Genomic DNA, 23,456 nt, shown 5'->3' on the forward strand with positions numbered 1-23,456 from the left:
AAAAAGAAAGACCGCCAAGAGTGGAAGCCTCCTAACAGTCTATATATTTTTAGTAGCGGGACCCGGGATTGAACCGGGGACCTCATGATTATGAATCATGCGCTCTAACCAGCTGAGCTATCCCGCCATCGTTTCTCGATTGCGGGTGCAAAGATATAGCTTTTCTTGAAATTGCCAAAACATTTGTGAAGATTTTCTGCAAAATATTTTGTTTAATAGAAAACATACAAAGAAAAAGGTTCTTTCTATATATAGCTTTTGGGTACATAATCAGTGAGTTACGTGATGAAAGGAAAAGCCTTGCGAATAAATTTAAAGAAATATATTCCGTAATTAGAAAAAAGTCTCTATCTTGGCAACGCAATAAACAGCAAATATGAACTATGGAAAGACAGAAAATTCATCGGGAATACCTCTTGAATGCAACATCTAAAAGCATTCTTTGGTCCGCGATAAGTACCCCCACCGGTTTGGAGGGCTGGTTTGCAGACAGGGTACAGTCGGACGATAAAACCGTCACTTTCTTCTGGGGAAAGACAGAACATCGTGATGCAGAGATAATTGCCGTGCGGGCCTTCTCTTTTATTCGCTTCCGTTGGCTGGATGATGAATATGAGCGGGAATATTTTGAATTAAAGATGACAAACAACGAGCTGACGAACGATTTCGTGCTGGAAGTAACTGACTTTGCGGCAGTGGACGAAGTGAACGATTTACGCGAATTGTGGGATTCTCAGGTAGACACTCTGCGGAGAACGTGCGGTTTTTAGTTAACTTTGATATAAAAATTTTCCACACTCCCTTTTTTATGCTAATTTTGTGTCTTCATTGCATGAAACGAGTAAAATGCTGCGCATAAAAAAGTTAGATATATTTATATTAAAGAGCTTCTGTACGCTCTTTATGGGCACTTTTTTCATTTGCCTTTTCATCTTCATGATGCAGTTCCTATGGAAGTATGTGGATGAAATGGTGGGAAAGGGATTAGAAATGAGTGTCCTTGCACAATTTTTCTTTTATTCCGCACTCACACTGGTGCCGGCTTCACTGCCATTGGCTATTCTGCTGGCGGCTCTTATTACTTTTGGTAATTTTGGTGAACGTTTTGAGCTGCTTGCCATGAAAGCGGCAGGTATCTCGTTACTTAAAATCATGCGCCCGTTGATTGTGTTTATCATTTTCATCTGTGGCGTTTCTTTTTATTTCCAAAATGTGATTGGTCCGGAAGCGCAGACCAAATTGTGGACGTTACTTATCTCCATGAAACAAAAATCTCCGGAATTGGATATACCGGAGGGGGTGTTCTACGATGAGATAGAAGGATATAACCTGTACGTGAAGCATAAGAACCGCAAGACGGGTATGCTCTACGATGTGCTGATCTATAATTTTGAGAAAGGCTTTGAAAACGCCCAGATCATTAAATCGGACTCGGGACGGCTGGAGATGACTGCGGATAAGCAGCATCTATACTTGCACCTTTTTAGTGGGGAGCAATTTGAGAATCTGAAATCACAGAACATGAGTCAGAAGAATGTGCCTTATCGCCGGGAAGCGTTCCGCGAGAAGCATGCTATTATCGAGTTCAACTCCGACTTCAATATGGTGGATGCCGGTATCATGAGCAATCAGTCCAATAGTAAGAATATGAAGATGCTGCAAGCCGGCATCGACTCCATGAAAGTGCAGAATGACAGTGTGGGGCGTACTTACTTTAAGGAAGCCATGAATGGTACGTATAAGATTTCGGCGGACTTGAAGAAAAACGATACACTGAAAATAGAACAGGCACGTTTGGGGGATTACAATGTAGACAGTCTTTTCAATGTAGCTACCCTGTCGCAGAAACAGAAAATCATCTCCACTGCCGTGAACCGTGCTGAGAGTGCGGGGAGTGACTGGAGCTTCAAGAGCTATAATATTACGCAGACAGATACCAGTCTGCGTCGCCACATGACCTCCTGGCATGAGAAACTGACACTTTCGGTGGCATGTCTCATCTTCTTCTTTATCGGTGCGCCTTTGGGCGGAATTATCCGCAAAGGTGGTTTGGGAATGCCGGTTGTAGTGTCTGTGCTTATCTTTATTATCTACTACATTATTAATAATACGGGCTATAAAATGGCACGTGACGGACAGTGGATTGTATGGATGGGTATGTGGACGAGTACGGCTATCCTGGCTCCGCTGGGTGCATTCCTTACTTATAAATCGAATAATGACTCGGTTGTGCTGAATGCCGATGCTTATATCAACTGGTTCAAGAGGATTCTGGGCATTCGCAGCATGCGCCATTTATTCCGCAAGGAGGTAATTATACATGATCCGGACTATGCACATCTGCCTGCCGATTTGCAGGCATTGACAGCCGACTGCCGTGCGTATGCCGAGAAGAAAGCATTGAAGAGTGCACCCAATTACTTTAAATTGTGGATGGCGGACTCGAACGATGAAGATATAGAAGAGATAAACGAACGTCTTGAAAAGTTGGTGGACGAGATGTCCAATACCAAGTCCGTGCATTTGTTGAATGCGCTGAACAACTATCCCATCATTCCCGTTCATGCCCATTTGCGGCCTTTCCGCAATTACTGGCTGAATCTGGCTTGTGGATTGATAGTACCGGTAGGACTGTTCTTCTACTTCCGTATCTGGGCTTTCCGTATCCGGCTGAATAAGGATATGGAACGGATTGTCAAAACCAATGAAGACGTTCAAAAGATAATAGAAACTAATCTGAAATAACCTAAATAATAAGGAGAATCCAGAATGGAAAAAGTGAAATTAAATACAATAGAAGAGGCGATTGAAGACTTCAAGGCCGGTAACTTTGTGATTGTGGTGGATGATGAAGACCGTGAAAACGAAGGCGACCTGATTATCGCTGCGGAGTTGATAACTCCGGAGAAAGTCAACTTCATGTTGAAGCATGCACGTGGCGTGCTTTGTGCGCCGATAACCGTATCCCGTTGCAAGGAACTGGACTTGCCCCATCAGGTGAGTGACAACACTTCTGTGCTGGGCACACCTTTTACGGTGACCATCGACAAGTTGGAAGGATGTTCAACCGGTGTCTCTGCTGCCGACCGTGCCGCTACTATCAAGGCGCTTGCCGATCCGGCCTCTACTCCGGCAACCTTCGGACGTCCGGGACACATCAACCCGTTGTATGCTCAGGAAAAAGGAGTTTTGCGTCGTGCCGGACATACGGAAGCTACTATCGACATGGCTCGCATGGCAGGTCTGTACCCCGCAGGTGCTCTTATGGAAATCATGAACGAGGACGGAACGATGGCTCGTCTGCCCGAATTGAGAAAGATGGCGGATGAGTTTAATCTGAAACTGATTTCCATCCGTGATATGATTGCTTATCGCTTGAAGCAAGAATCCATTGTCGAGAGAGGTGTTGAAGTGGATATGCCTACCGAACACGGACATTTCCGCCTGATTCCGTTCCGCCAGAAATCCAATGGTCTGGAACATGTGGCTTTGTTCAGAGGAACATGGGAACAGGATGAACAGATTCTGGTACGTGTACACTCTTCTTGCGCTACGGGTGATATCTTCGGTTCAAGACGTTGCGATTGTGGCGATCAACTGCATAAGGCAATGGAAATGATTGATAAAGCCGGCAAGGGAGTAGTGGTTTATCTGAATCAGGAAGGTCGTGGTATCGGATTGATGGAGAAGATGAAAGCGTATAAGTTGCAGGAGGACGGACTGGATACAGTAGATGCCAATATCTGCCTGGGACACTTGGCGGACGAACGCGACTATGGTGTAGGCGCTCAGATTCTGCGTGAACTGGGTGTGCACAAGATGAGACTGATGACGAACAATCCTGTGAAACGTGTCGGTCTGGAAGCCTATGGGCTGGAGATTACAGAGATTGTTCCTATTGAGACGACTCCCAACCCATATAATGAACGCTACCTGCGCACAAAGAAAGAACGCATGGGGCATACGTTACATTTTAATAAGTAATTTGCAGTTTTGTTTTCTAATATCAAAGAAAATAGCTTAATTTGCAGCCAAATTTATGCAATAACCATAAAATAGATAGAAAAATGAATCAATTATCAGATCGTTTGAACAGTTTGTCGCCGTCAGCGACGCTGGCTATGTCGCAAAAGAGCGCCGAGCTGAAAGCTCAAGGCGTTGACGTAATTAACCTGAGTGTGGGAGAGCCTGACTTTAATACTCCTGACCACATCAAAGAGGCTGCGAAAAAAGCGATAGACGACAACTTCTCTCGCTATTCTCCGGTTCCGGGATATCCGGCTTTGCGTAATGCAATCGTGGAGAAATTGAAAAAGGAAAACGGTCTGGAATATACAGCCGCACAAATCTCATGTGCTAATGGTGCTAAACAATCAGTTTGTAATGCCGTATTGGTACTGGTGAATCCGGGTGATGAAGTGATTGTGCCCGCTCCTTACTGGGTGAGCTATCCGGAAATGGTGAAACTGGCTGAAGGTACTCCGGTGATTGTTACCGCAGGTATCGAACAGGACTTCAAGATCACTCCTGCACAGTTGGAAGCTGCCATCACTCCGAAGACTAAAGCGCTGATTCTTTGCTCACCTTCCAACCCGACAGGTTCTGTTTATTCTCAGGAAGAACTGAAAGGTTTGGCTGACGTGCTGGCTAAACATCCGCAGGTAATTGTTATTGCTGATGAGATTTACGAGCATATCAACTATATCGGTAAGCACCAGAGCATTGCCCAGTTCCCTGAAATGAAAGACCGCACGGTAATCGTGAACGGTGTTTCCAAGGCGTATGCCATGACAGGCTGGCGTATCGGCTTCATTGCCGGACCGGAATGGCTTGTAAAAGCTTGCAACAAACTTCAAGGTCAGTATACTTCAGGCCCTTGTTCTGTATCTCAGAAAGCTGCTGAGGCTGCTTATACGGGAACGCAGGCTCCGGTGGAAGAAATGCGTAAGGCTTTTGAGCGTCGTCGTGACCTGATTGTGAAGTTGGCAAAAGAAGTTCCGGGATTTGAAGTGAATGTACCGCAAGGTGCTTTCTATCTTTTCCCGAAATGTGATTCTTTCTTTGGCAAGGCTGCCGGTGACCGCAAGATTGAGAACTCGGACGACTTGGCAATGTACCTGTTGGAAGTAGCTCACGTGGCTTGTGTGGGTGGTGCTTCATTCGGTGCGCCTGAGTGCATCCGCATGAGTTATGCAACCAGCGACGAGAATATTGTTGAGTCTATCCGCCGCATCAAGGAAGCATTGGCTGAACTGAAATAAGAATAGTATATAAAAATGAAAAAGCCCGGTTTCGTAATTGAAATCGGGCTTTTCTTTTTCTGAGTGTTGTTATTATTCTGCCGGGTGAATTGCTTCAGACGGACAAACATCAGCACAAGTACCACAATCTGTGCAAGTTTCAGGGTCGATAGAATAGATATCGCCTTCAGAGATAGCTCCTACCGGACATTCGTCAATACAAGTACCACAAGCAACACAACTGTCATTAATTACGTAAGCCATTTTCTTAAAAATTTAAATTATTAGTACTAATTAGTTCGGCAAAAATAACGGTTTTCTTGATTAGTTGTTATCAATCCTGTTTAAATTCCCTTAATTTGTACATCGTCTAAATAATAGAAAGGAGAAAATGGGGGATAAATGCAATAAAATGTCACTTTTGCCGTTTTTGAGTTGTGAAGCGCATTAGTCTGATAATCCTTACTTTACTCCTTGCTTTCGGTGCCTCGGCACAGAAGCGTAAGGTGCAGAACCGCCCGTATATCGATCAGCGGAAGTGGCACTATGGTTTTTTGGCAGGCATACACATGCAGGATTATAAATTGGTGAATACCGGATATGTGACGGAAGACGGGCAGAGCTGGTTTGCCGATGTGCCCGAATACTCTCCCGGATTTACGGTGGGAGTGTTGGGTGAACTTTACCTGAATCAGTTCCTTTCTTTACGCCTTGTGCCCACACTGCACTTCGGAGATAAGAAAGTGGTGTTCCGCGAACAGGAGAGTGGGGAAGAATATTCACAATCGATGAAGTCCGCTTATCTTTCTATTCCGATAGATCTGAAGTTTTCTGCCGAGCGCTTTAATAATTACCGCCCTTATATTATGGCAGGTATTGCCCCTACATATGATTTTAGTGTGAAGAAACAGGGGGCTTTGTTGGTAAAGCCTTTCGACTGTTATGTGGAAGTAGGGCTGGGGTGTGACTTTTATCTGCCTTATTTCAAGTTGATACCTGAATTGAAATTCTGTTTCGGATTGGCAAATCTGATAAAGAAAGACCGTAAAGATCTTGCCGACCAGTCGTTATTGAAGTTTACGCAGTCAGTCGATAAGATCACCTCCCGTATGATTGTACTTACTTTCTATTTTGAATAGACTTATCTTTCTTTGTAAGAGATTGTAAAGGTGATAGGATAACCGTCCTCCGCACTATCACTTACCATGAAGCTACCGTCGAAGTGCTCAAACAACAGTTGGTTGATTTTGAGTCGTATGGAAACTTTCTGGGAAGCAAAAGCCGGATCAGCCAGCGGACTGTTGGTGATATGGAATAATAATAATTCGTTTTTTTCGTCTCTGGCCAATTGCATCTTAACTTCACGGTCGGTGTCGTTAGCTACGGGATAAATCAGCATACTTAATACGGCCTGATTGAAGCGGTTGGCATCCATTCTGATCATCTGGTGTTCCACATCGCTTTCCAGTTCGGCATGGATGTGCCCTTCGCTGTCTCTGCGCGCCATATATATAAGGTCGTTGCATATCTCCCGCATTTCACAATCCAGTATCTGGAATTTCATCATCTTGGCTTCCAGGCGCGAAAGGTCGAGCACATCATTCACCAGCTGGATAAGTTCGGTAGAATTGGCCTGGATGATTTCAGAATATTCCAGTTTCTCTTTTTCATCCAATCCTGTGTCGGTAGAAAGCAGTTGTGAAAAACCTACTACGTTGTTTAGAGGGATGCGGATATTATAACTCATATTTGCAAGGAAACGGCTCTTCACTTCATTGGCTTCTTCGGCAATCTGGCTCAACCGGGCTACCTCCTTTTCATCTTTCTGCAACTTCTTCCTGCTTACATACATACGGCCCACAAAGACGATGAGTGCCAGCAGGGCAATCCCGATTACAACCAAGACAAAGTAATGTATCTTTTCCTGTTGCTGTTCTCTTTCCAGCACCAGCTTGTCCATATTATACAGGCTTTGTATCTGCTCCATTTGCGAGTTCGACAGACCTCTGTATAATGAATCTTTGTCGTGCATCACCTTTTTGTAGATGCCGATAGCCATGTCCGACCGTCCCATATCTACCAGTATATCCGCTTTCATGGCCATATATAATATGGCGTCGGGGAAGGACATCTGCAGTGTCAGGGCAATGGCGTCATTCAGGCATTCCAATGCTTTGCCATACTCCTTTTTTACACGGTAATATTCTGCATAGGCTTGCAGGCGCGATACTTTATAGGGCAGGAAAGTATTGGGCGTATAATATTCATCTACCTTTAGCAAATGTTCCCAGGCTTTCGGAAGGTCTCCTGTACGGACATAGTAAAGGGCATATTGGGTTTCCATTCCCATGTATAGGGCCGAATATGCATTCTTGAGGTTTGGCGCGGCGGCTATTAACTCCTGTATGGCTACTTGCATCTGTTCCAGTGCGGAGTACATTTTTTCGTTTTTGTGCAGGAACGAATAGGCCAGGACCGCTTTCGACAACAAATTGATTTTATCCATCGGGCTGTCTTGTGGGTTCATCAGCTGGAATGCTTCCTCCAATGCTTGTGCCCCGTCTTCATATCGCAGTGTTGCAATGTAGCTGGTCATCAGGCATAGGCGCGCTTCCCGCATTCCGTTGCGGTTGTCCAGTTTCTTTGCCTTGTCATACATGACTTGTGCTTCGTGGATGGCAAGTTCTATTTGCTGATTGATGGTATACAATTCTATTTGCAGCTTTTTAGCTTTGAAATAGTCATTGTAATAGTTGTTTTTCTCCGCTAAAGACTCCATTCTGCCCATCCAGTACGTCGCGCGTTTCAGGTCCAGCTTGTTGAAAAAGTAAATGATATGCTCGTAAGTGGCAAGGCTTTGATAGCGTATGTTGTTTTGCGCCGTAGCTTCTTCCAGCAATTTGTTCTCATAATAAAGGAATACAGGTGTCTGCTGGTCCAGGCGGGCAATGTCATGCAATACATCCAGCCGTTCGGAATTGTGAGGTGTGGTGACATAGATGCGCAACAGACTATCTTTTATAGCATTACTCCGGGCACTGGCTGAGAGGCAACCGAGACATATAATCAGACATATCGTAATAAAGCGCTTCATCATGAGCGGCCCTCCTTCTTTTGTTTGCTTCGTATCTGGTTAATGGGGTGGGTGAACATAAAGCGGGAACCTTCCGTGTAGTCCGGGTCAATCCATATTCTGCCGCCTATGTGCTCTATGATCAGCTGGCAGATGGACAAGCCAAGACCACTTCCCTGTGCATTCTCATCCAGTTTCTCAAATCGTTGGAATATATTCGCCTGCTTTTCTTTCGGGATGCCGCAACCGGTATCGGTGACAGAGAACAAAGCTGTCTCTTCCGATTCTTTCTCAAGTCTCAGCGTGATGCTGCCTTCCGGTGTAAACTTGGTTGCGTTGATCAGCAGGTTTATCAATACTTGCTGCAACCGTGAAGCATCTGTCTCAATACACAGTTCTTCCAGTGGCGAATCGAACAGGAGTTCTGCCTGTGTCTGTTTCACCTTTCCTACCGTATCAGCCACATTCTTACAGATTGCCACGGCATCATGCTTGTCTAAACTGAATTGCATCTTTCCAAATTCCAGGCTCGATAAATCAATCACATCATTAATCAGTTTCAGCAAAAGTTCTGAGTTTTGCTGTATGATCTCGGTACATTGTTTGCGGGTTGAGTCGTCCAGTCCTTCTTCTGTCAGCAAGGACGAAAAACCGGATAAAGCGTTGAGTGGTGTCCGTATCTCATGGCTCATGTTGGATAGGAAGACACTTTTGGCACGTGTCGCATTTTCTGCATTCCACCGCGATTGCTCCAAAGTTTCTTTGGATATTATCACGATCCGCTTCTGTCTCCTTATCCAGATGGCGAGCAGCGAGATGAAAGCCAGCAGACCAAGTCCGATAAAGATGCAGTAGACTATCATCCTGTTTTCCTGGGCTTTATTTTCCAGTTCCAGTTCATCTATCTGGTAAGTCGCTTTCAAAGCATTGATCTGGCGGATATAACTTTTGGAAGCGAGGGTGTCGGTGACGGTGTATAATTCCTGATAGATTTTGCATGCTTCGTCAAAACGTCCCAGCAACTTGTACAGGTAGATTTTCTCTGCGCAAATCCAGCGATATTCCAGGGAACGTTTGTTTCTGGATACCACTTCCAACAGCTTATTATAAAGCGCCAGGGCTTCGTCAGCTTTCTGCTTATCATTATAGTCGGCTGCCAATGCCCGGTAGCAGGCAGCTGTGTAGTAATTGATAGAAAATTCATGGGCAAGCTCATGGGTGTGATTTTGGTAGATGGAATCTGCCCGTTGCAGATATTTGAGTGCGGTGTCCTGATTGCCCGATGAAATGTAATAGGTAGCATTCTCAATAAGTATGGGAACTGCAAGCGGGTGTAGCGGTTGCAGTTCCAAAAGCGGATTCAGCTTGGATACATATACCATAGCTTCGTCCAACCGGTTCATTTGTTGCAATAGTGAGGAAATCTTCACCAGCAACCGGTATGTTTGCGGGTTGTTATCGGGCAGATGGCGCAGAGCGTCCAGGTAAGAACTCAATGCTTTCTCTTGTATATAAGAAGCGGTATAAGCCTGGCCGATAGCCTGGTTGGCGAGGGCGATGCCGAAAGTCGATTTCATTTCTTTGGCATGTTCGTACATCAGCCGTGCACGGTCGATTGCCAGACTGAGGTCGCCTCGCATGATGTATGCGCTCACTTGCCATAATAGCATCGTGAAATACGTTTCTTCTGTTTTGGGAGATTTCTGTGAGGGAGCCAGTTCATTGCTCCATAAAATGACACTGTCTACCGGTATATTTGCATCGTAAGGTACCTCCCGGGCTATGAGGGATTGCAAGTCAGCCAGATGTTTCTGGTCTGTGCTGTTGGCGTATGTTCCCGTCGCGGAGGAAAAGAGCAAAAGGCCAGTCACTGCCGATATGAGAGCAATCTTTCTCAAAATAGGAGATATTATATTAGTTTCTCCGCAAATGTAATGATAAAACTAAAAAAACAAAATTATTTGTTGAAGAAATGTTTTATTTAGTTGTCAATATAGCTCAAGTCCGAACTCATCCTTTAGTTGCAGCAGTGCATTATTCTTTTGTGCCATCAGTTGGAACTTCTCTACGCGGCTGTAGGCACGCACCTTTTCAGTAGGGGCGCTGACGCGTACGGTCATGGTGGCTTTGCTGTTTTTGAGTCGTTTGCGCAAATAGCCTTGCAAGGTTGGAATCAGGTCGGTGAATTCTTTGGCTGCAATTTCATTCTCAACTACAGCTTCGAAAGTGACGGCATCCAGCATTGCCAGGCGTATGACCTGCATGCGTTTGGCGAGAGCAGTTTGTTCCTGAGGCAGGCGTCCGGCATATTCCTGCCAGTAATAGTTCACATCCTTTTCGTTGAAGATGAAATCCTCTTCGGGTTGCGTATTTTGTTGGGCGATAGTTTCAGAGGTCTGTTTTTTCTCTTCGTCAATCCGTGGATGCTTGATGGAGACACCCAGGCCGGACATCTTCATGACAGGTATCTTTTTCTCCTCTTTTCCTTGTGCCATCAGCACGGCGGTAGGAGTGGGACGCATGGCGGCTTGTGAGCCGAAAGGCTGCTGGGATTGCGGTGATGCAGGGGCAGCCTGGGCTGCGGGAGCTTGCTGTGCGGGCTGTGGTCGAGCCGGAGCGGCATTCGTTGTTGCTTGCGCTTGGGGCATAGCGGTTGCGGCCTGTGGCTGCTGTGCGGCGGCAGGCTGCGAGAATATGGGTTTTATAGATTGTTTTGGGCTACGCCCACCACTGACGTCGTCCCCCTCGGCGGTAAGCTGGGCAACCTGTATCAAGGTCAGTTCCACCAGCAATCGCTTGTTCTTGCTGGCGCGGTAGTTCAGGTCGCAGTCGTTGCAGAGCTTCATGGCCCGGTAGAGGAAAGGCAGCGGACACTTCTGTGCCTGTGCCTGGTAGCGTTCGCGGATGCTGGCACCCACTTCGAGCAACGCGAGCGTGGCAGGGTCTTTGCTTACCAGCAGGTCGCGGAAGTGTGAAGACAATCCTGTTACGAAATGGCTGGCGTCGAATCCCTTGTTCAGCACATCGTTCAGCAGTAACAGGGCGTCGCCGACCTGATTGGCCAGGAAGTGGTCTGTCAGTCGGAAATAATATTCGTAATCCAGTACGTTCAGGTTCTCGATTACACTTTTGTAGCTGATGTGCCCGCCGGTGAAACTGACTACCTGGTCGAAGATGGACAAGGCATCGCGCATACCGCCGTCAGCTTTCAGTGCGATGACGTTCAGCGCTTCCGGTTCGGCGGTAATCCCTTCTTTCGAGGCAACGTAGGCCAGATGGGCTACGGTGTCATCCACATTGATGCGGTTGAAGTCGTATATCTGGCAACGTGAAAGGATGGTAGGCAGAATCTTGTGCTTCTCCGTTGTGGCGAGGATGAAGATGGCATGGCGGGGTGGCTCTTCCAGTGTCTTAAGGAAAGCATTGAAAGCTGATGCAGACAACATATGCACCTCGTCGATGATGTACACCTTGTATTTTCCTATCTGGGGCGGGATGCGCACTTGCTCCACCAGTTGGCGGATGTCGTCCACCGAGTTGTTGGACGCGGCATCCAGCTCATGGATATTATACGACCGCTGCTCGTTGAAGGCCGTGCACGACTCGCATTGGTTGCAGGCTTCTCCGTCTGCGGTGGGACTCATGCAGTTGATGGTTTTGGCGAAGATACGGGCGCAAGTTGTTTTTCCTACACCACGAGGTCCGCAGAACAGGTAGGCATGTGCCAGTTTGCCGGTAGCGATGGCATTCTTCAGCGTAGTGGTCAGGGCACGTTGTCCCACTACCGACTCAAAGGTGGTAGGGCGGTATTTTCGTGCCGATACGATATAGTTTTCCATGATTCGGGATATTCTTGTCCGTTACAATTTGTGCAAATGTACACAAAAAAAAGGAATTTCTCAGTTATTCCTCTTATCTTTGTGGGCGAAGAGTCTGTCCCCGGCTTCTTTTGAATTATTAATTCTTTAATTATTAATTTGTTTGTCAATGGATAAAATAGCGACGCTTTGGATATTTGTCCGCAAACATAAATACCTGATTACGTTTGCGGCGTTTGTGGTGATTATCGGCTTTCTGGACGAGAACAGCATTGTGCGCCGTATGGGGTATGCGAGTGAAATCAGCCGTCTGAATTCTGAAATTGAGAAATACCGGGCGGAGTATGAAGACAACACGGAACGGCTGAACGAGCTGGCTGTGGACTCAGGCGCTATCGAGCGTATTGCACGCGAGAAGTACCTGATGAAGAAACCGAATGAAGATATTTACGTATTTGAAGAAGACATCGAATAATGAAATCCCTGATACCTGCTCTGTTTACTGTAGGCGCTGTGATGGCGCTGTTTGGTGCTGCCGTGTACATCACCGGCTGGGAACTTGCACCTTATATATATACAATCGGCGCTACCATGGTGGCATTGGCCCAGATCAATTCCCCCTCCAAAAGTAGTAAGTCCACAGTGAAGCGCCTCCGCCGTCAACAGATTTTCGGTGCATTGCTGTTGGTGCTGACGGGTGCATTCATGCTTTTCACCCGTGGCAATGAGTGGATTGTATGCCTGACGGTTGCGGCGGTGCTGGAGTTGTACACATCGATTCGCATTCCGCAGGAGGAGGCGAAAGAGTAATCTTAGAACGTAAATCCCACCCCGATATAGTAGCCCAGTTTCTTCGACTGGTTAGAATAATTCAGCTCCGCTTCAATCGGCCCGATGATGCTGTTGTAGCAGTAACCTATGCTGCCGCCTGCCAGCGTGTGGGTATTCGTTCCTCCAAACAGGTTCTCTGCTTTACCGGCGGTCCGCCCGTAACTGCCGCGGATTACGATGTATTGATTCTTATAAGTTCTTGTCCTGACTCCCAGCGTGCCTGTCAACAGAGCGTCCGGACTCATTTCTATGTGGTTGATGCCGATAAAGGGAATCTGCTGCTCCATGTACCGTCCCGGCACGTTTCCACCTACAAAGTTTGATATTGCCAGCGACTGCGTATTCTTCCCGACCACCCTGCCGTACACTGACGGCATGATGGTGAATATGCTGTTCGGAGAGAAATATCCGCTCCAATGTGTCTGGAATACCGATACGGGGCTATGCGAATCATACGTCACCATATTATCCGTATAGAGTATATAAGATGCTTTCCATTCCATGCCTTTGGTGGAGAAACGCTGGTTGTTCAGGCTATTATATAAGATGCTGGCCTGGTAACTGAGCAGGGCCTTGTCGCTCGATTTAGTCAGAACTGCATCCGGTCCCGACGGCCAGTCATGATAGTTATACTTTTCGAAATGAATGCCTGCATTGACAAGCAGCCTATACCAACTCTTCGTAAATCCTACCCAGGCGGAGTGATGCACGTAAGTCAGGTTCATCAGCCGTTTTCCTTTCCCGTAGAGGTTAAAGTCATTATATCCTATCTGATATCCCGTGTTTATATCCCAGCTTTCACGCGGCGAGTAGGTGTACTCCAACCGTCCGAAAGTCCGCTTTCCCAATCGGGTAGTGGCGCTTACCTGCGATTTTTTCTGTTTTCCGAGATACATCCCCGCATTCAGCAGCAGCACTGCCAGCTCTTCGTTGTCGAACCGGCCTCCTATATTTATTGTATTCACCGGCTGCGCATGCGGGGCAATTTGTGACACCGAAGGTATCGTGTCCAGCATTGCGGGGGTGGGGATATTGAAGGGACCCGGATATTCCGCCCGGTAATTGGTGCTGACACCTATTTCTTTTTTCAGCGCAATCAGCTTATCCCAATCTTTCATAGCGGCTTCTTTTCCCCTGCGCATCAGGGTGTCTATCGCCTCATGGCTGAAACTTGCCGCTGAGTAGCCGTCCACGTCTACCTGTATATGTATGTTGCTGTCCTTTACGTTTTTCCTGTAACTTTCTTCTCCCACGAGGTTCAGTATTTGTCCGAGCACGCTCGAAAGGCTGGTCAGTTCGTCCGCTTTCATCAGTGGGTTCTGCACGTCGACGCCGATAATGATTTCCGCTCCCATCTCCCGGGCGATGTCCACAGGATAATTGTCCGTCAGTCCGCCATCCACCAGTACCATGCCATCGAGGTATACTGGAGAGAATACTCCCGGAATAGACATACTGGCACGCATGGCAGTCGCCAGAATCCCTTTGCGGAAAACCACTTTGCTGCCATTCACTATGTTGTCCGATACGCAGGCGAAGGGGACGGGCAACCGGCTGAAGGAAATTGAATCGTGATATCCGACGGTCAGTTCGGAGAGTAGGCGTGAGATATTTCTTCCTTTGATAATTCCTGCGTCCGATACGTGGGCTGTCTTTCCGGCAATGGGTACGGACAGCAGGTATCGCTCTTCTTTCAGTTTTTCGCTTAAAAGGGTTGTTTCGGGGTCGGGGGCATCGGAGAGCAGATATTTCCAGTCTTGCACATTGACGATGCTGTCCAGTTGCTGCGGAGTGTAGCCGATGGAGTATAATCCGCCTACGATGGTGCCCATGCTTGTTCCTACGATGTAATCAATCGGGATTCCGGCTTCTTCTATCACCTTCAATGCTCCGATGTGTGCCACTCCTTTGGCGCCGCCGCCACTCAACACGACTCCTACTTTCTTGCGGTTCTGTGCTCCGAGCGTGCAGGCGGAAAGTAGCGCTATAATTAATAAGAATAAAGTTTTGGATTTCATAACCGGGGTTTTATTATTCATTCTGATACCGTGGATGGAAAAAGGGGCATTTCGTGCAGAAATCATTTAATTCATGACCGCTCAAGAATGCATCCACCTTTCCCGTATTAAGTAGAGTAACAAATAAAACCGTCTGATGGATTTGATAAAGTGTGTTTTTTCTCGAACCTGAGCGTAAATTTGTTTACAAAAGAAGAAGCTCGGGGCAACACTCGTTATTTCATCCTATATCAGTCGTTACTTCATTCCATATCAGTCGTTATCTGAATTATACATCATTTTAGAGTATTGATAACCAGCTTGTTATGAAATATTCTTATTCCGGTTAAATATATATACAACCCCATCCTTCTTATTCCTCTTTCCTGCTCCTGTAATTAGCCGGCGATGTCCCCAGATGCGTCTTTACGTACTTCCCGAAGAAAGACTGATTGGGGAAATTGAATTCCTCCGCAATTTCCTTGATGGACTTGTCCGAGCGCTTCAACCGATATTTGATATGCTCTATGACGGTTTCATTGATTAAGTCCAGCGGAGTCCTGCCGCACGCTTGCTTGATGACTTTCGAGAAATGCTTCGGAGTATAACAAAGTGTATCGGCAAAGTAACTTACTGAACGGTGCATACCATTGTCTTTTGCTAATAGTTCCATGAATTTCCGTAGGATATAATCCGCCTGTTTGATACTTTCTTTCGGACGGTCTGTCTTGTCCGAATAGTCGATTTCTTTGTTGAGTTGCCCCATCATTTCACAGAAGAGGGCGGAGAAGAGATATTGTATCACTTCTCTGTGGTAGCAATGCGGGGCATCATTTATTTTGGCAACGATTAAATCTCGGTAGAGCCTGAAAATTGAGCCATTTTGTCCTTCACCCACTGATTTCACCGGATTGTTGTGGATGTGAATGGCGGTATTCCACGTATCTTTTTCCATTTTAATGATACGTTGCAGGAAGCGGGTGGAGAATCCTGCAAGCCTTATCTTATATTTAGGGCTCAGCATGGTGTGGCTGATAATCGTATTGGGGAGGCCGAGCAGCAAGTCGCCTGCCTGCAACTGGTAAGTTCGGTAGTTGACGTCGAGCTGAATGCACCCTTCTATGCAAACGGCAATAAGGAAACACTCCAGTCGGACTGTATCATCGCTATAAGGAATTCCGTCCAGACTGTTGATTATTGCAAAATCATTGTCCACATAGTCAAGGATGTGCTGGCTGTTCTTGAAGTCTTTTATATCTATCGCCTTAATGTTCTTTTTTTCCATATTCTATCTTTTTTTGCTTTTTGCAAAGTTGGTGAATAATGTGGAAAACGGGATGTCCTATTTTGCTTCTTATTTGTTTGATATATCGTTTATTCATAGATAGTTAGGCTTAAAAAGTGTAAATGGCGAAAAAGGAACATTTAAGGATGAAAACAGGGCACGGTTGCCTTGTTCCTTTCTCCTACTTTTGTCCCAGTTTTAACAAAGACAAAAAGAGTAAGTATGATTACAGTGAACAAAAAATGGATACGGCTGATAGGGATTGTCGGTTGTACAGTGTGGATGGCATCTTGCAAGCAGGCACCGGATGCAGGAGTGAAACCTTCTTCTTATGCGGTAATGCAATTGGAGGCGGCGGATAAAGAACTTTCCTCTTCCTATTCGGCAAGCATACGCGGGCGGCAGGATATTGATATCTATCCGCAGGTGTCTGGAACAATTGAGAAACTCTGTGTGTCCGAAGGGCAGAAGGTACGCCGCGGACAATTGCTTTTCATTATCGACCAAGTGCCTTACAGGGCTGCGCTTAAAACCGCCACTGCCAATGTGGAAGCGGCACGCGCTGCACTGGCAACCGCCGAGCTGACTTATAAAAGTAATAAAGAACTGTATGCGCAGAAAGTTGTTTCGGAATTCAGCCTGAAGACAGCCGAGAATTCTTATCTCACCGCCAAGGCTCAAGTGGCACAGGCCGAGGCTCAGGAAATCAGTGCACGAAACAATCTCTCTTATACCGAGGTGAAAAGTCCCAGCGACGGAGTGGTAGGCGCATTGCCTTATCGTGCCGGTGCATTGGTCAGTGCCAACATGCTTTATCCGCTTACTACGGTCAGCGACAATTCGGATATGTACGTCTATTTCTCCATGACCGAGAATCAGTTGCTTGCCCTGACCCGCCAGTACGGCGACATGGACGAAGCGCTGAAGAATATGCCGGAAGTGGAACTGCGCCTGAACGACAATTCGGTCTATGACAAGAAAGGCGTGATAGAATCCATAAGCGGAGTTATCGACCGCCAGACGGGTACGGTAGTGGCACGCGTGGTGTTTCCCAACGAATCGCGCTTGCTTCATAGCGGAGCATCGGGCACGGTAGTGGTGCCGAGCATCTATAAAGACTGTATCGCCATTCCGCAGACGGCCACCGTGCGGATGCAAGATAAGACTATTGTATATAAGGTGGTGGACGGTAAGGCCGTTTCCACGCTGATAACCGTAGCCGGAATAAACAACGGACGTGAATATGTGGTGCTGGATGGGCTGAAAGCCGGTGATGAGATTGTATCGGAAGGTGCCGGACTGGTGCGCGAGGGTACGCAAGTTAAATAAGAAGGAGACTGATTATGAAAGGAAATATGTTTATAAAGCGGCCGGTGATGGCCATCTCCATCTCCGTGCTGATTCTGGCCATAGGGCTTATTTCGCTCTTCACCTTGCCGGTGGAGCAGTATCCTGACATTGCACCTCCCACGGTATATGTGGCCGCCACTTATACGGGCGCCGATGCCGAGGCAGTGATGAACAGTGTCATCATGCCTCTGGAAGAGAGCATCAACGGTGTGGAAGATATGATGTACATCACTTCCAGCGCTTCCAATGCAGGTTTGGCTATTATACAGGTTTACTTCAAGCAGGGCACGGACCCCGACATGGCAGCGGTCAACGTACAGAACCGCGTGGCTAAAGCGCAGGGATTGCTTCCGGCTGAAGTGACGAAAGTAGGTGTAAGCACCATGAAGCGTCAGACCAGTTTCTTGCAGATTGGCGCCTTGACCTGTACCGACGGTCGTTACGACCAGACTTTCTTGGCCAATTACCTGGACATCAATGTCATTCCCCAGATCAAACGTATCGAGGGAGTGGGAGACGTTATGGAGCTGGGTGATACGTACAGTATGCGTATTTGGCTGAAGCCGGAACGGATGGCACAATATGGGTTGGTGCCCTCGGACATAACCGCCGTGCTGGGCGAGCAGAATATTGAAGCTCCCACCGGTTCGCTGGGCGAAAGCTCAAAGAACGTCTTCCAGTTTACGATGAAATATCGCGGACGCCTGAAGAGCGTGGAAGAATTTCAGAACACTGTTGTCCGTTCGCGTGAAGACGGTTCCATTCTCCGCCTGAAGGACGTGGCAGACGTGGAACTGGGTACAATGACTTATAGTTTCCGTAGTGAGATGGACAGCAAGCCTGCCGTTCTCTACATGATATTCCAGACGGCAGGTTCCAATGCTACCGCCGTCAATAAAGAGATTACCGCCCAGATAGAGCGGATGGAGAAGAACTTGCCGGAAGGAACGGAGTTTGTCACGATGATGAGCTCAAACGACTTCCTCTTCGCTTCCATACACAATGTGGTGGAGACGCTGGTGATTGCCATCATTCTGGTAATTCTGGTGGTGTACTTCTTCTTGCAGGACTTCAAGAGTACGCTCATCCCGTCCATTTCCATCATTGTGTCGTTAGTGGGTACGTTTGCCTGCCTGGTGGCTGCGGGATTCAGTCTGAACATCTTGACATTGTTTGCATTGGTGCTTGCCATCGGTACGGTGGTGGATGATGTCATTGTGGTGGTGGAAGCGGTGCAGTCCAAGTTCGATGCCGGATATAAATCGCCTTATCTCGCCACTAAAGATGCGATGGGCGATGTGACGATGGCTATCGTCTCCTGTACCTGCGTGTTTATGGCTGTGTTTATCCCCGTAACATTTATGGGAGGTACTTCGGGTGTGTTCTATACGCAATTCGGTATCACGATGGCAACTGCCGTGGGCATCTCCATGATTTCGGCTCTGACGTTGTGTCCCGCCTTGTGTGCCATCATGATGCGTCCGTCTGACGGTACCAAGAGCTCCAAGAGCCTGAACGGACGGGTGCGTGCGGCTTACAATGCTTCGTTCAATGCCGTGCTGGGTAAATATAAGAAAGGTGTGATGTTCTTCATCCGCCACCGCTGGATGGTGTGGGCTTCACTGGTTGCTACCGTTGCATTGCTTGTTTATCTGATGAGCACTACCAAGACGGGACTTGTGCCGCAGGAAGACCAGGGTGTCATCATGGTGAATGTCAGCATCTCACCGGGAAGCACGCTCGAAGAAACCACGAAAGTGATGGACCGCTTGGAAAGCATTCTGCAAGATACGCCCGAAATAGAACACTATGCCCGCGTAGCAGGGTACGGACTTATCTCCGGTCAGGGAACTTCCTACGGTACGATTATCGTGCGTCTGAAAGACTGGAGCGAACGAAAAGGCAAGGAGCATGGCTCGGATGCCGTGGCTTCCCGCCTCAATGCGCAATTCCAGTCCATCAAGGAAGCACAGGTGTTCAGCTTCCAGCCTGCCATGATTCCGGGTTACGGTATGGGCAACTCCCTCGAACTGAACCTCCAGGATATGGCGGGTGGAGACTTGGCAACGTTCTATGATGCGTCCATACAGTTCCTCGGTGCTTTGAACCAGCGTCCGGAGGTAGCTATGGCTTATACATCTTATGCTATCAACTTCCCGCAGGTGTCGGTGGAAGTGGATGCCGCCAAGTGTAAGCGTGCGGGCATTTCGCCAAGTTCGGTGCTTGATGCAGTGGGCAGCTATTGCGGTGGCGCATATATCTCCAACTACAACCAATATGGTAAGGTATATCGCGTAATGATGCAGGCTTCTCCCGAATACCGTCTGGACGAACAGGCATTGGACAATATGTTTGTACGCAACGGTACGGAAATGGCTCCGGTGAGCCAGTTCGTGACGCTGAAGCAAGTGCTGGGTCCGGAAACGGCGAATCGTTTCAATCTATACAGCACCATCACAGCCAATGTGAATCCGGCGGACGGTTACTCTTCCGGTGAAGTGCAGAAGGTGATTGAAGAGGTAGCGGCACAGTCCTTGCCGGCTGGCTACGGGTACGAATATGGTGGTATGGCACGCGAAGAAGCAAGTAGCGGTGGCGTACAGACGGTTTTCATCTATGCCATTTGCATATTCCTTATTTACCTGATTCTGGCATGTCTTTACGAAAGTTTCCTTGTACCGTTTGCCGTAATCTTCTCCGTACCGTTCGGGTTGATGGGATCATTCCTTTTCGCGAAGATACTTGGGCTGGAGAATAATATCTATCTGCAAACGGGTGTGATTATGTTGATCGGTCTGTTGGCCAAGACGGCTATCCTGATTACGGAGTACGCCATAGAGCGTCGCCGCAAAGGAATGGGTATTGTGGAGTCGGCCTACTCTGCCGCACAAGTCCGCTTGCGTCCTATCCTGATGACGGTACTGACGATGATTTTCGGTATGCTTCCGCTGATGTTCTCATCCGGTGCAGGTGCCAATGGTAACAGTTCGTTGGGTACGGGTGTAGTAGGTGGTATGGCTGTCGGCACACTGGCATTGCTCTTTGTGGTTCCGGTCTTCTACATCATCTTCGAATATTTGCAGGAGAAAATCCGTCCGCCGATGGAGGAGGAAGCAGACCTGCAAGTGCTGTTGGAAAAAGAAAAGAGCGAAGCTGAACGCGAAAGTAAATAAATGAAAGGAGGAATGATGATGTATCAAGATGATATATTTTGGTTGGAACAGGTGATAGCTTATGGCATTGCCGGTCTCCTGGTGTACATTGTAGATAAAATCAATTCCAAGAAACATATAAAAGATATAGAAGAATGAAGAAAAGTATCATCACATTAGTTGTCATTAGCCTGTCGCTGAGCGGTTGTGGCATCTATACTAAATACGAGCCTGGCACTTCCGTACCCGATAATCTTTACGGAGAGGAAGTGGTGGCCGAAGACACTGCCGGTCTGGGCAATATGGACTGGCGGGAACTCTTCACCGATCCATATTTGCAATCCCTCATCGAGGTGGGATTGCAGACCAATACCGACTATCAGTCTGCCCAGCTTCGTGTGGAACAGGCTCAGGCAACACTGATGTCTGCCAAACTTGCCTTTCTACCGGCTTTTGCCCTTGCTCCACAAGGAGTGGTGAGTAGTTTCGATACGCATAAGGCTACGCAGACTTACTCACTGCCTGTTACGGCCAGTTGGGAACTGGATGTTTTCGGCCGTATGCGCAATGCTAAAAAACAGGCGAAAGCGCTTTATGCCCAGAGTGAAGATTATCGTCAGGCCGTCCGCACCCAGTTGATAGCAGGTATAGCCAATACTTACTATACATTGTTGATGCTGGACGAGCAACTCGACATCTCCCGGCAGACGGAGGAGGCATGGAAAGAAACCGTGGCATCCACCCGTGCGTTGATGAATGCCGGGATGGCAAACGAAACAGCTGTGTCGCAGATGGAAGCCACTTATTATCAGGTGCAGAGTTCCGTCCTCGACTTGCAGCAACAGATAAACCAGGTGGAGAATAGCCTTGCCCTATTGCTGGCAGAGACACCCCGCAATTATGAACGCGGCAGGCTGGCAGAGCAACAATTCCCCACGGACTTTTCTATAGGGATTCCTGTTCGGATGCTTTCTTGCCGTCCCGATGTCCGCTCGGCCGAGCGGACTCTGGAGGCGGCGTTCTATGGCACTAATGCGGCACGTTCGGCTTTTTATCCTTCCATCACTTTGAGTGGAAGTGCCGGATGGACGAACTCTGTCGGGTCTGTGATTCTCAATCCGGGTAAGTTCCTGGCATCGGCTGTAGGGTCGTTGACGCAACCGCTCTTCAATCGGGGACAGGTGGTTGCCCAGTATCGCATTGCCCGTGCACAGCAGGAAGAAGCCGCTCTTGGTTTTCAGCAAACGTTGCTCAATGCCGGTAGTGAGGTGAATGATGCTTTGATGGCCTATCAGACGAGCCAGGGGAAAAGCCTCTTGCTGGATAAGCAGATTGTTTCCCTGCAAACAGCCCTGCGCAGCACTTCTCTGTTGATGGAACACGGTAATACTACCTATTTGGAAGTACTTACCGCCCGGCAGTCGTTACTCAGTGCGCAACTGTCACAGACGGCCAATCAGTTTACTGAGATACAAAGTTTAATTAATCTATACCGTGCTTTGGGGGGAGGTCGGGAATAAATAACATCATACTCTCTCTATCTGTTATTTTTATTTCGATGAAGAAGGGCTGCCGGGGAAGTGATTCCAAGGCAGCCCTATTCTGTTTTTACAAATTCTTTGAGCCGCACACTTATAGTTTTTTTTGAGCTCTTTTTGATGTCTTATAAGAGTCTGTGTAATTGTGTTCGGCAACATTCTTTAAATGCTAATTTTACCATCTCTTCAGCTGAATCGAAGGTATATTCATAATTTCAGCAAAGCTTTCTGTTATTGTTCAAAGAAAGAAGAAATACTCTTCAAGTGTTAGAACTTAGTTCTTAAACAGACTCTTAACCTTTTGTTTTTTCTTTGTTTTATTTTACATACCCTTCTCCCTTTATTTTCTGTCTCTTGTTGCTTTCACGTAAATTTCCTGTCTTTTTTCTTGCCCTGGCTATCTTGAGAGGCGTTTTTGGGATGGCTACACCCTTTGTTTGTTAAGGCTACACCTTTTGGGCGTCATGGCTACACCCTTTTCCCCGGATGGTGTAGCCCTTTTGAATGTATGATGTAAGGTGAAAATGTGAAGAGTGCTTATTGTTGACAGTTGGATTTGCGAACGCTCCAATGAAGTTTATACTTTTTGGATGAATGCTTTTTCCCAACTGGGAAAAAATATTTTTCTAACCGGGAAGTATATATTTCCCAAGTAGGCCATATTTCCATCTACTATAAGGGACTTTTGCCTTTCGTACGCGCACGCATATATAATTATGTATAGTGCTTTGTGCCGTCCACGCCCTCCTTGAAAATTATGTTCTGCAACATCCTTATCAATCAACGAGTTACAAAATTGTTTCAAAAAACCTGCGAAAAAGTGTCAGATATATTTGGAGTGAATGGATATATCCGCTACTTTTGCATCCGCTTTCCAAGAGATGGTAAGCCTTGCAATTGACATTCTGACAGAAACGGTGTAAGAACCCTGACGTTTTTCTTTCCTTTTGCCCTAATTCCAACCAAGAATACGGCAGTCGAAAAGAAAAAAGAAAAAAAACTTCTGAAAACATTTGGAAGTTATGTGATAAAGTTCTTACCTTTGCACCCGCTTTCCGAAAGGAATGCAATCGATGGTTGATTTACTGATTAAGAAACCGGTGTTGTTAAGAACTCCTTTCTCTTTTCCTTTTATCTCCCTTTCGACAAGAGAGACGACGAGAAAAAGAAAA

At 47.1% G+C, this 23,456-nt stretch carries 17 protein-coding genes and 1 tRNA gene; 11 read left to right on the plus strand and 7 right to left on the minus strand.

The window, feature by feature from the left end:
* Positions 1-53 precede the first annotated feature (53 nt).
* Positions 54-127, minus strand: a tRNA-Met gene (locus BUC01_RS23325).
* Between the two features lie 256 nt (positions 128-383).
* On the opposite strand from BUC01_RS23325, the gene BUC01_RS23330 reads away from it, so the two are divergent.
* From BUC01_RS23330 to BUC01_RS23345, 4 genes are all read left to right on the plus strand, one after another.
* Positions 384-770: an START-like domain-containing protein gene (locus BUC01_RS23330; RefSeq protein WP_009129319.1), complete on the plus strand. Its 387-nt coding sequence runs from the start codon at positions 384-386 to the stop codon at positions 768-770.
* Between the two features lie 76 nt (positions 771-846).
* Positions 847-2,745, plus strand: coding sequence for an LptF/LptG family permease (locus BUC01_RS23335; RefSeq protein ID WP_025833758.1), 1,899 nt, complete (start codon positions 847-849; stop codon positions 2,743-2,745).
* A gap of 24 nt (positions 2,746-2,769) precedes the next feature.
* Complete coding sequence (locus tag BUC01_RS23340) at positions 2,770-3,984, plus strand: bifunctional 3,4-dihydroxy-2-butanone-4-phosphate synthase/GTP cyclohydrolase II (protein WP_025833757.1); 1,215 nt, start codon at positions 2,770-2,772, stop codon at positions 3,982-3,984.
* An 83-nt stretch (positions 3,985-4,067) separates the two neighbouring features.
* Complete coding sequence (locus BUC01_RS23345; protein WP_025835327.1) at positions 4,068-5,261, plus strand: pyridoxal phosphate-dependent aminotransferase; 1,194 nt, start codon at positions 4,068-4,070, stop codon at positions 5,259-5,261.
* Positions 5,262-5,333: 72 nt separating this feature from the next.
* Here BUC01_RS23345 and BUC01_RS23350 read toward each other — a convergent pair whose 3' ends face one another.
* Positions 5,334-5,504, minus strand: coding sequence for a DUF362 domain-containing protein (locus BUC01_RS23350; RefSeq protein WP_007660223.1), 171 nt, complete (start codon positions 5,502-5,504; stop codon positions 5,334-5,336).
* Between the two features lie 173 nt (positions 5,505-5,677).
* Between BUC01_RS23350 and porT the strand changes: the two genes are divergently transcribed.
* A complete protein-coding gene (porT, locus tag BUC01_RS23355) occupies positions 5,678-6,379 on the plus strand; it encodes a type IX secretion/gliding motility protein PorT/SprT (RefSeq protein WP_025835325.1) in 702 nt (233 codons plus the stop codon).
* A gap of 2 nt (positions 6,380-6,381) precedes the next feature.
* Here the strand turns inward: porT and BUC01_RS23360 are convergent, their stop codons facing one another.
* The 3 genes from BUC01_RS23360 to BUC01_RS23370 form a co-directional block, all read right to left on the minus strand.
* Positions 6,382-8,337: a tetratricopeptide repeat-containing sensor histidine kinase gene (locus BUC01_RS23360; RefSeq protein WP_081795855.1), complete on the minus strand. Its 1,956-nt coding sequence runs from the start codon at positions 8,335-8,337 to the stop codon at positions 6,382-6,384.
* Positions 8,334-10,211 (minus strand): tetratricopeptide repeat-containing sensor histidine kinase, encoded by a 1,878-nt coding sequence (locus tag BUC01_RS23365; protein ID WP_025835323.1) that lies wholly within the window; start codon positions 10,209-10,211, stop codon positions 8,334-8,336. The genes BUC01_RS23360 and BUC01_RS23365 overlap by 4 nt, the downstream gene beginning before the upstream one ends.
* A 90-nt stretch (positions 10,212-10,301) precedes the next feature.
* Positions 10,302-12,152, minus strand: coding sequence for a DNA polymerase III subunit gamma/tau (locus tag BUC01_RS23370; protein ID WP_025835321.1), 1,851 nt, complete (start codon positions 12,150-12,152; stop codon positions 10,302-10,304).
* 148 nt (positions 12,153-12,300) lie between these two features.
* Here BUC01_RS23370 and BUC01_RS23375 point away from each other — a divergent pair, with 148 nt between their 5' ends.
* Complete coding sequence (locus tag BUC01_RS23375) at positions 12,301-12,606, plus strand: FtsB family cell division protein (RefSeq protein WP_025835320.1); 306 nt, start codon at positions 12,301-12,303, stop codon at positions 12,604-12,606.
* Positions 12,606-12,941 carry a hypothetical protein gene (locus BUC01_RS23380; RefSeq protein WP_073315047.1) on the plus strand — a complete coding sequence of 112 codons (336 nt, stop codon included), beginning with the start codon at positions 12,606-12,608 and terminating at the stop codon, positions 12,939-12,941. The genes BUC01_RS23375 and BUC01_RS23380 overlap by 1 nt, the downstream gene beginning before the upstream one ends.
* A gap of 2 nt (positions 12,942-12,943) precedes the next feature.
* On the opposite strand, the gene BUC01_RS23385 is transcribed toward BUC01_RS23380, so the two are convergent.
* Both BUC01_RS23385 and BUC01_RS23390 read right to left on the minus strand, forming a co-directional pair.
* Complete coding sequence (locus tag BUC01_RS23385; protein ID WP_025835318.1) at positions 12,944-14,980, minus strand: patatin-like phospholipase family protein; 2,037 nt, start codon at positions 14,978-14,980, stop codon at positions 12,944-12,946.
* A 352-nt stretch (positions 14,981-15,332) separates the two neighbouring features.
* Positions 15,333-16,244, minus strand: a complete 912-nt coding sequence (locus BUC01_RS23390) for a helix-turn-helix domain-containing protein (RefSeq protein WP_073315049.1) — start codon at positions 16,242-16,244, stop codon at positions 15,333-15,335.
* Between the two features lie 222 nt (positions 16,245-16,466).
* On the opposite strand from BUC01_RS23390, the gene BUC01_RS23400 reads away from it, so the two are divergent.
* From BUC01_RS23400 to BUC01_RS23410, 4 genes are read left to right on the plus strand one after another with little or no spacing between them, the layout of a single operon-like run.
* Positions 16,467-17,573, plus strand: coding sequence for an efflux RND transporter periplasmic adaptor subunit (locus BUC01_RS23400; protein WP_073315051.1), 1,107 nt, complete (start codon positions 16,467-16,469; stop codon positions 17,571-17,573).
* Between the two features lie 14 nt (positions 17,574-17,587).
* Positions 17,588-20,767: an efflux RND transporter permease subunit gene (locus BUC01_RS23405; protein WP_073315053.1), complete on the plus strand. Its 3,180-nt coding sequence runs from the start codon at positions 17,588-17,590 to the stop codon at positions 20,765-20,767.
* 12 nt (positions 20,768-20,779) lie between these two features.
* Positions 20,780-20,905, plus strand: a complete 126-nt coding sequence (locus BUC01_RS26135) for a hypothetical protein (RefSeq protein WP_262484047.1) — start codon at positions 20,780-20,782, stop codon at positions 20,903-20,905.
* On the plus strand, positions 20,902-22,266 hold the full coding sequence (locus tag BUC01_RS23410; protein WP_073315055.1) for a TolC family protein: 1,365 nt from the start codon (positions 20,902-20,904) through the stop codon (positions 22,264-22,266). Before BUC01_RS26135 ends, BUC01_RS23410 begins: the two co-directional genes overlap by 4 nt.
* The last annotated feature ends 1,190 nt before the right edge of the window (positions 22,267-23,456 follow it).

Source organism: Bacteroides stercorirosoris, assembly GCF_900142015.1.
Classification (GTDB): domain Bacteria; phylum Bacteroidota; class Bacteroidia; order Bacteroidales; family Bacteroidaceae; genus Bacteroides; species Bacteroides stercorirosoris.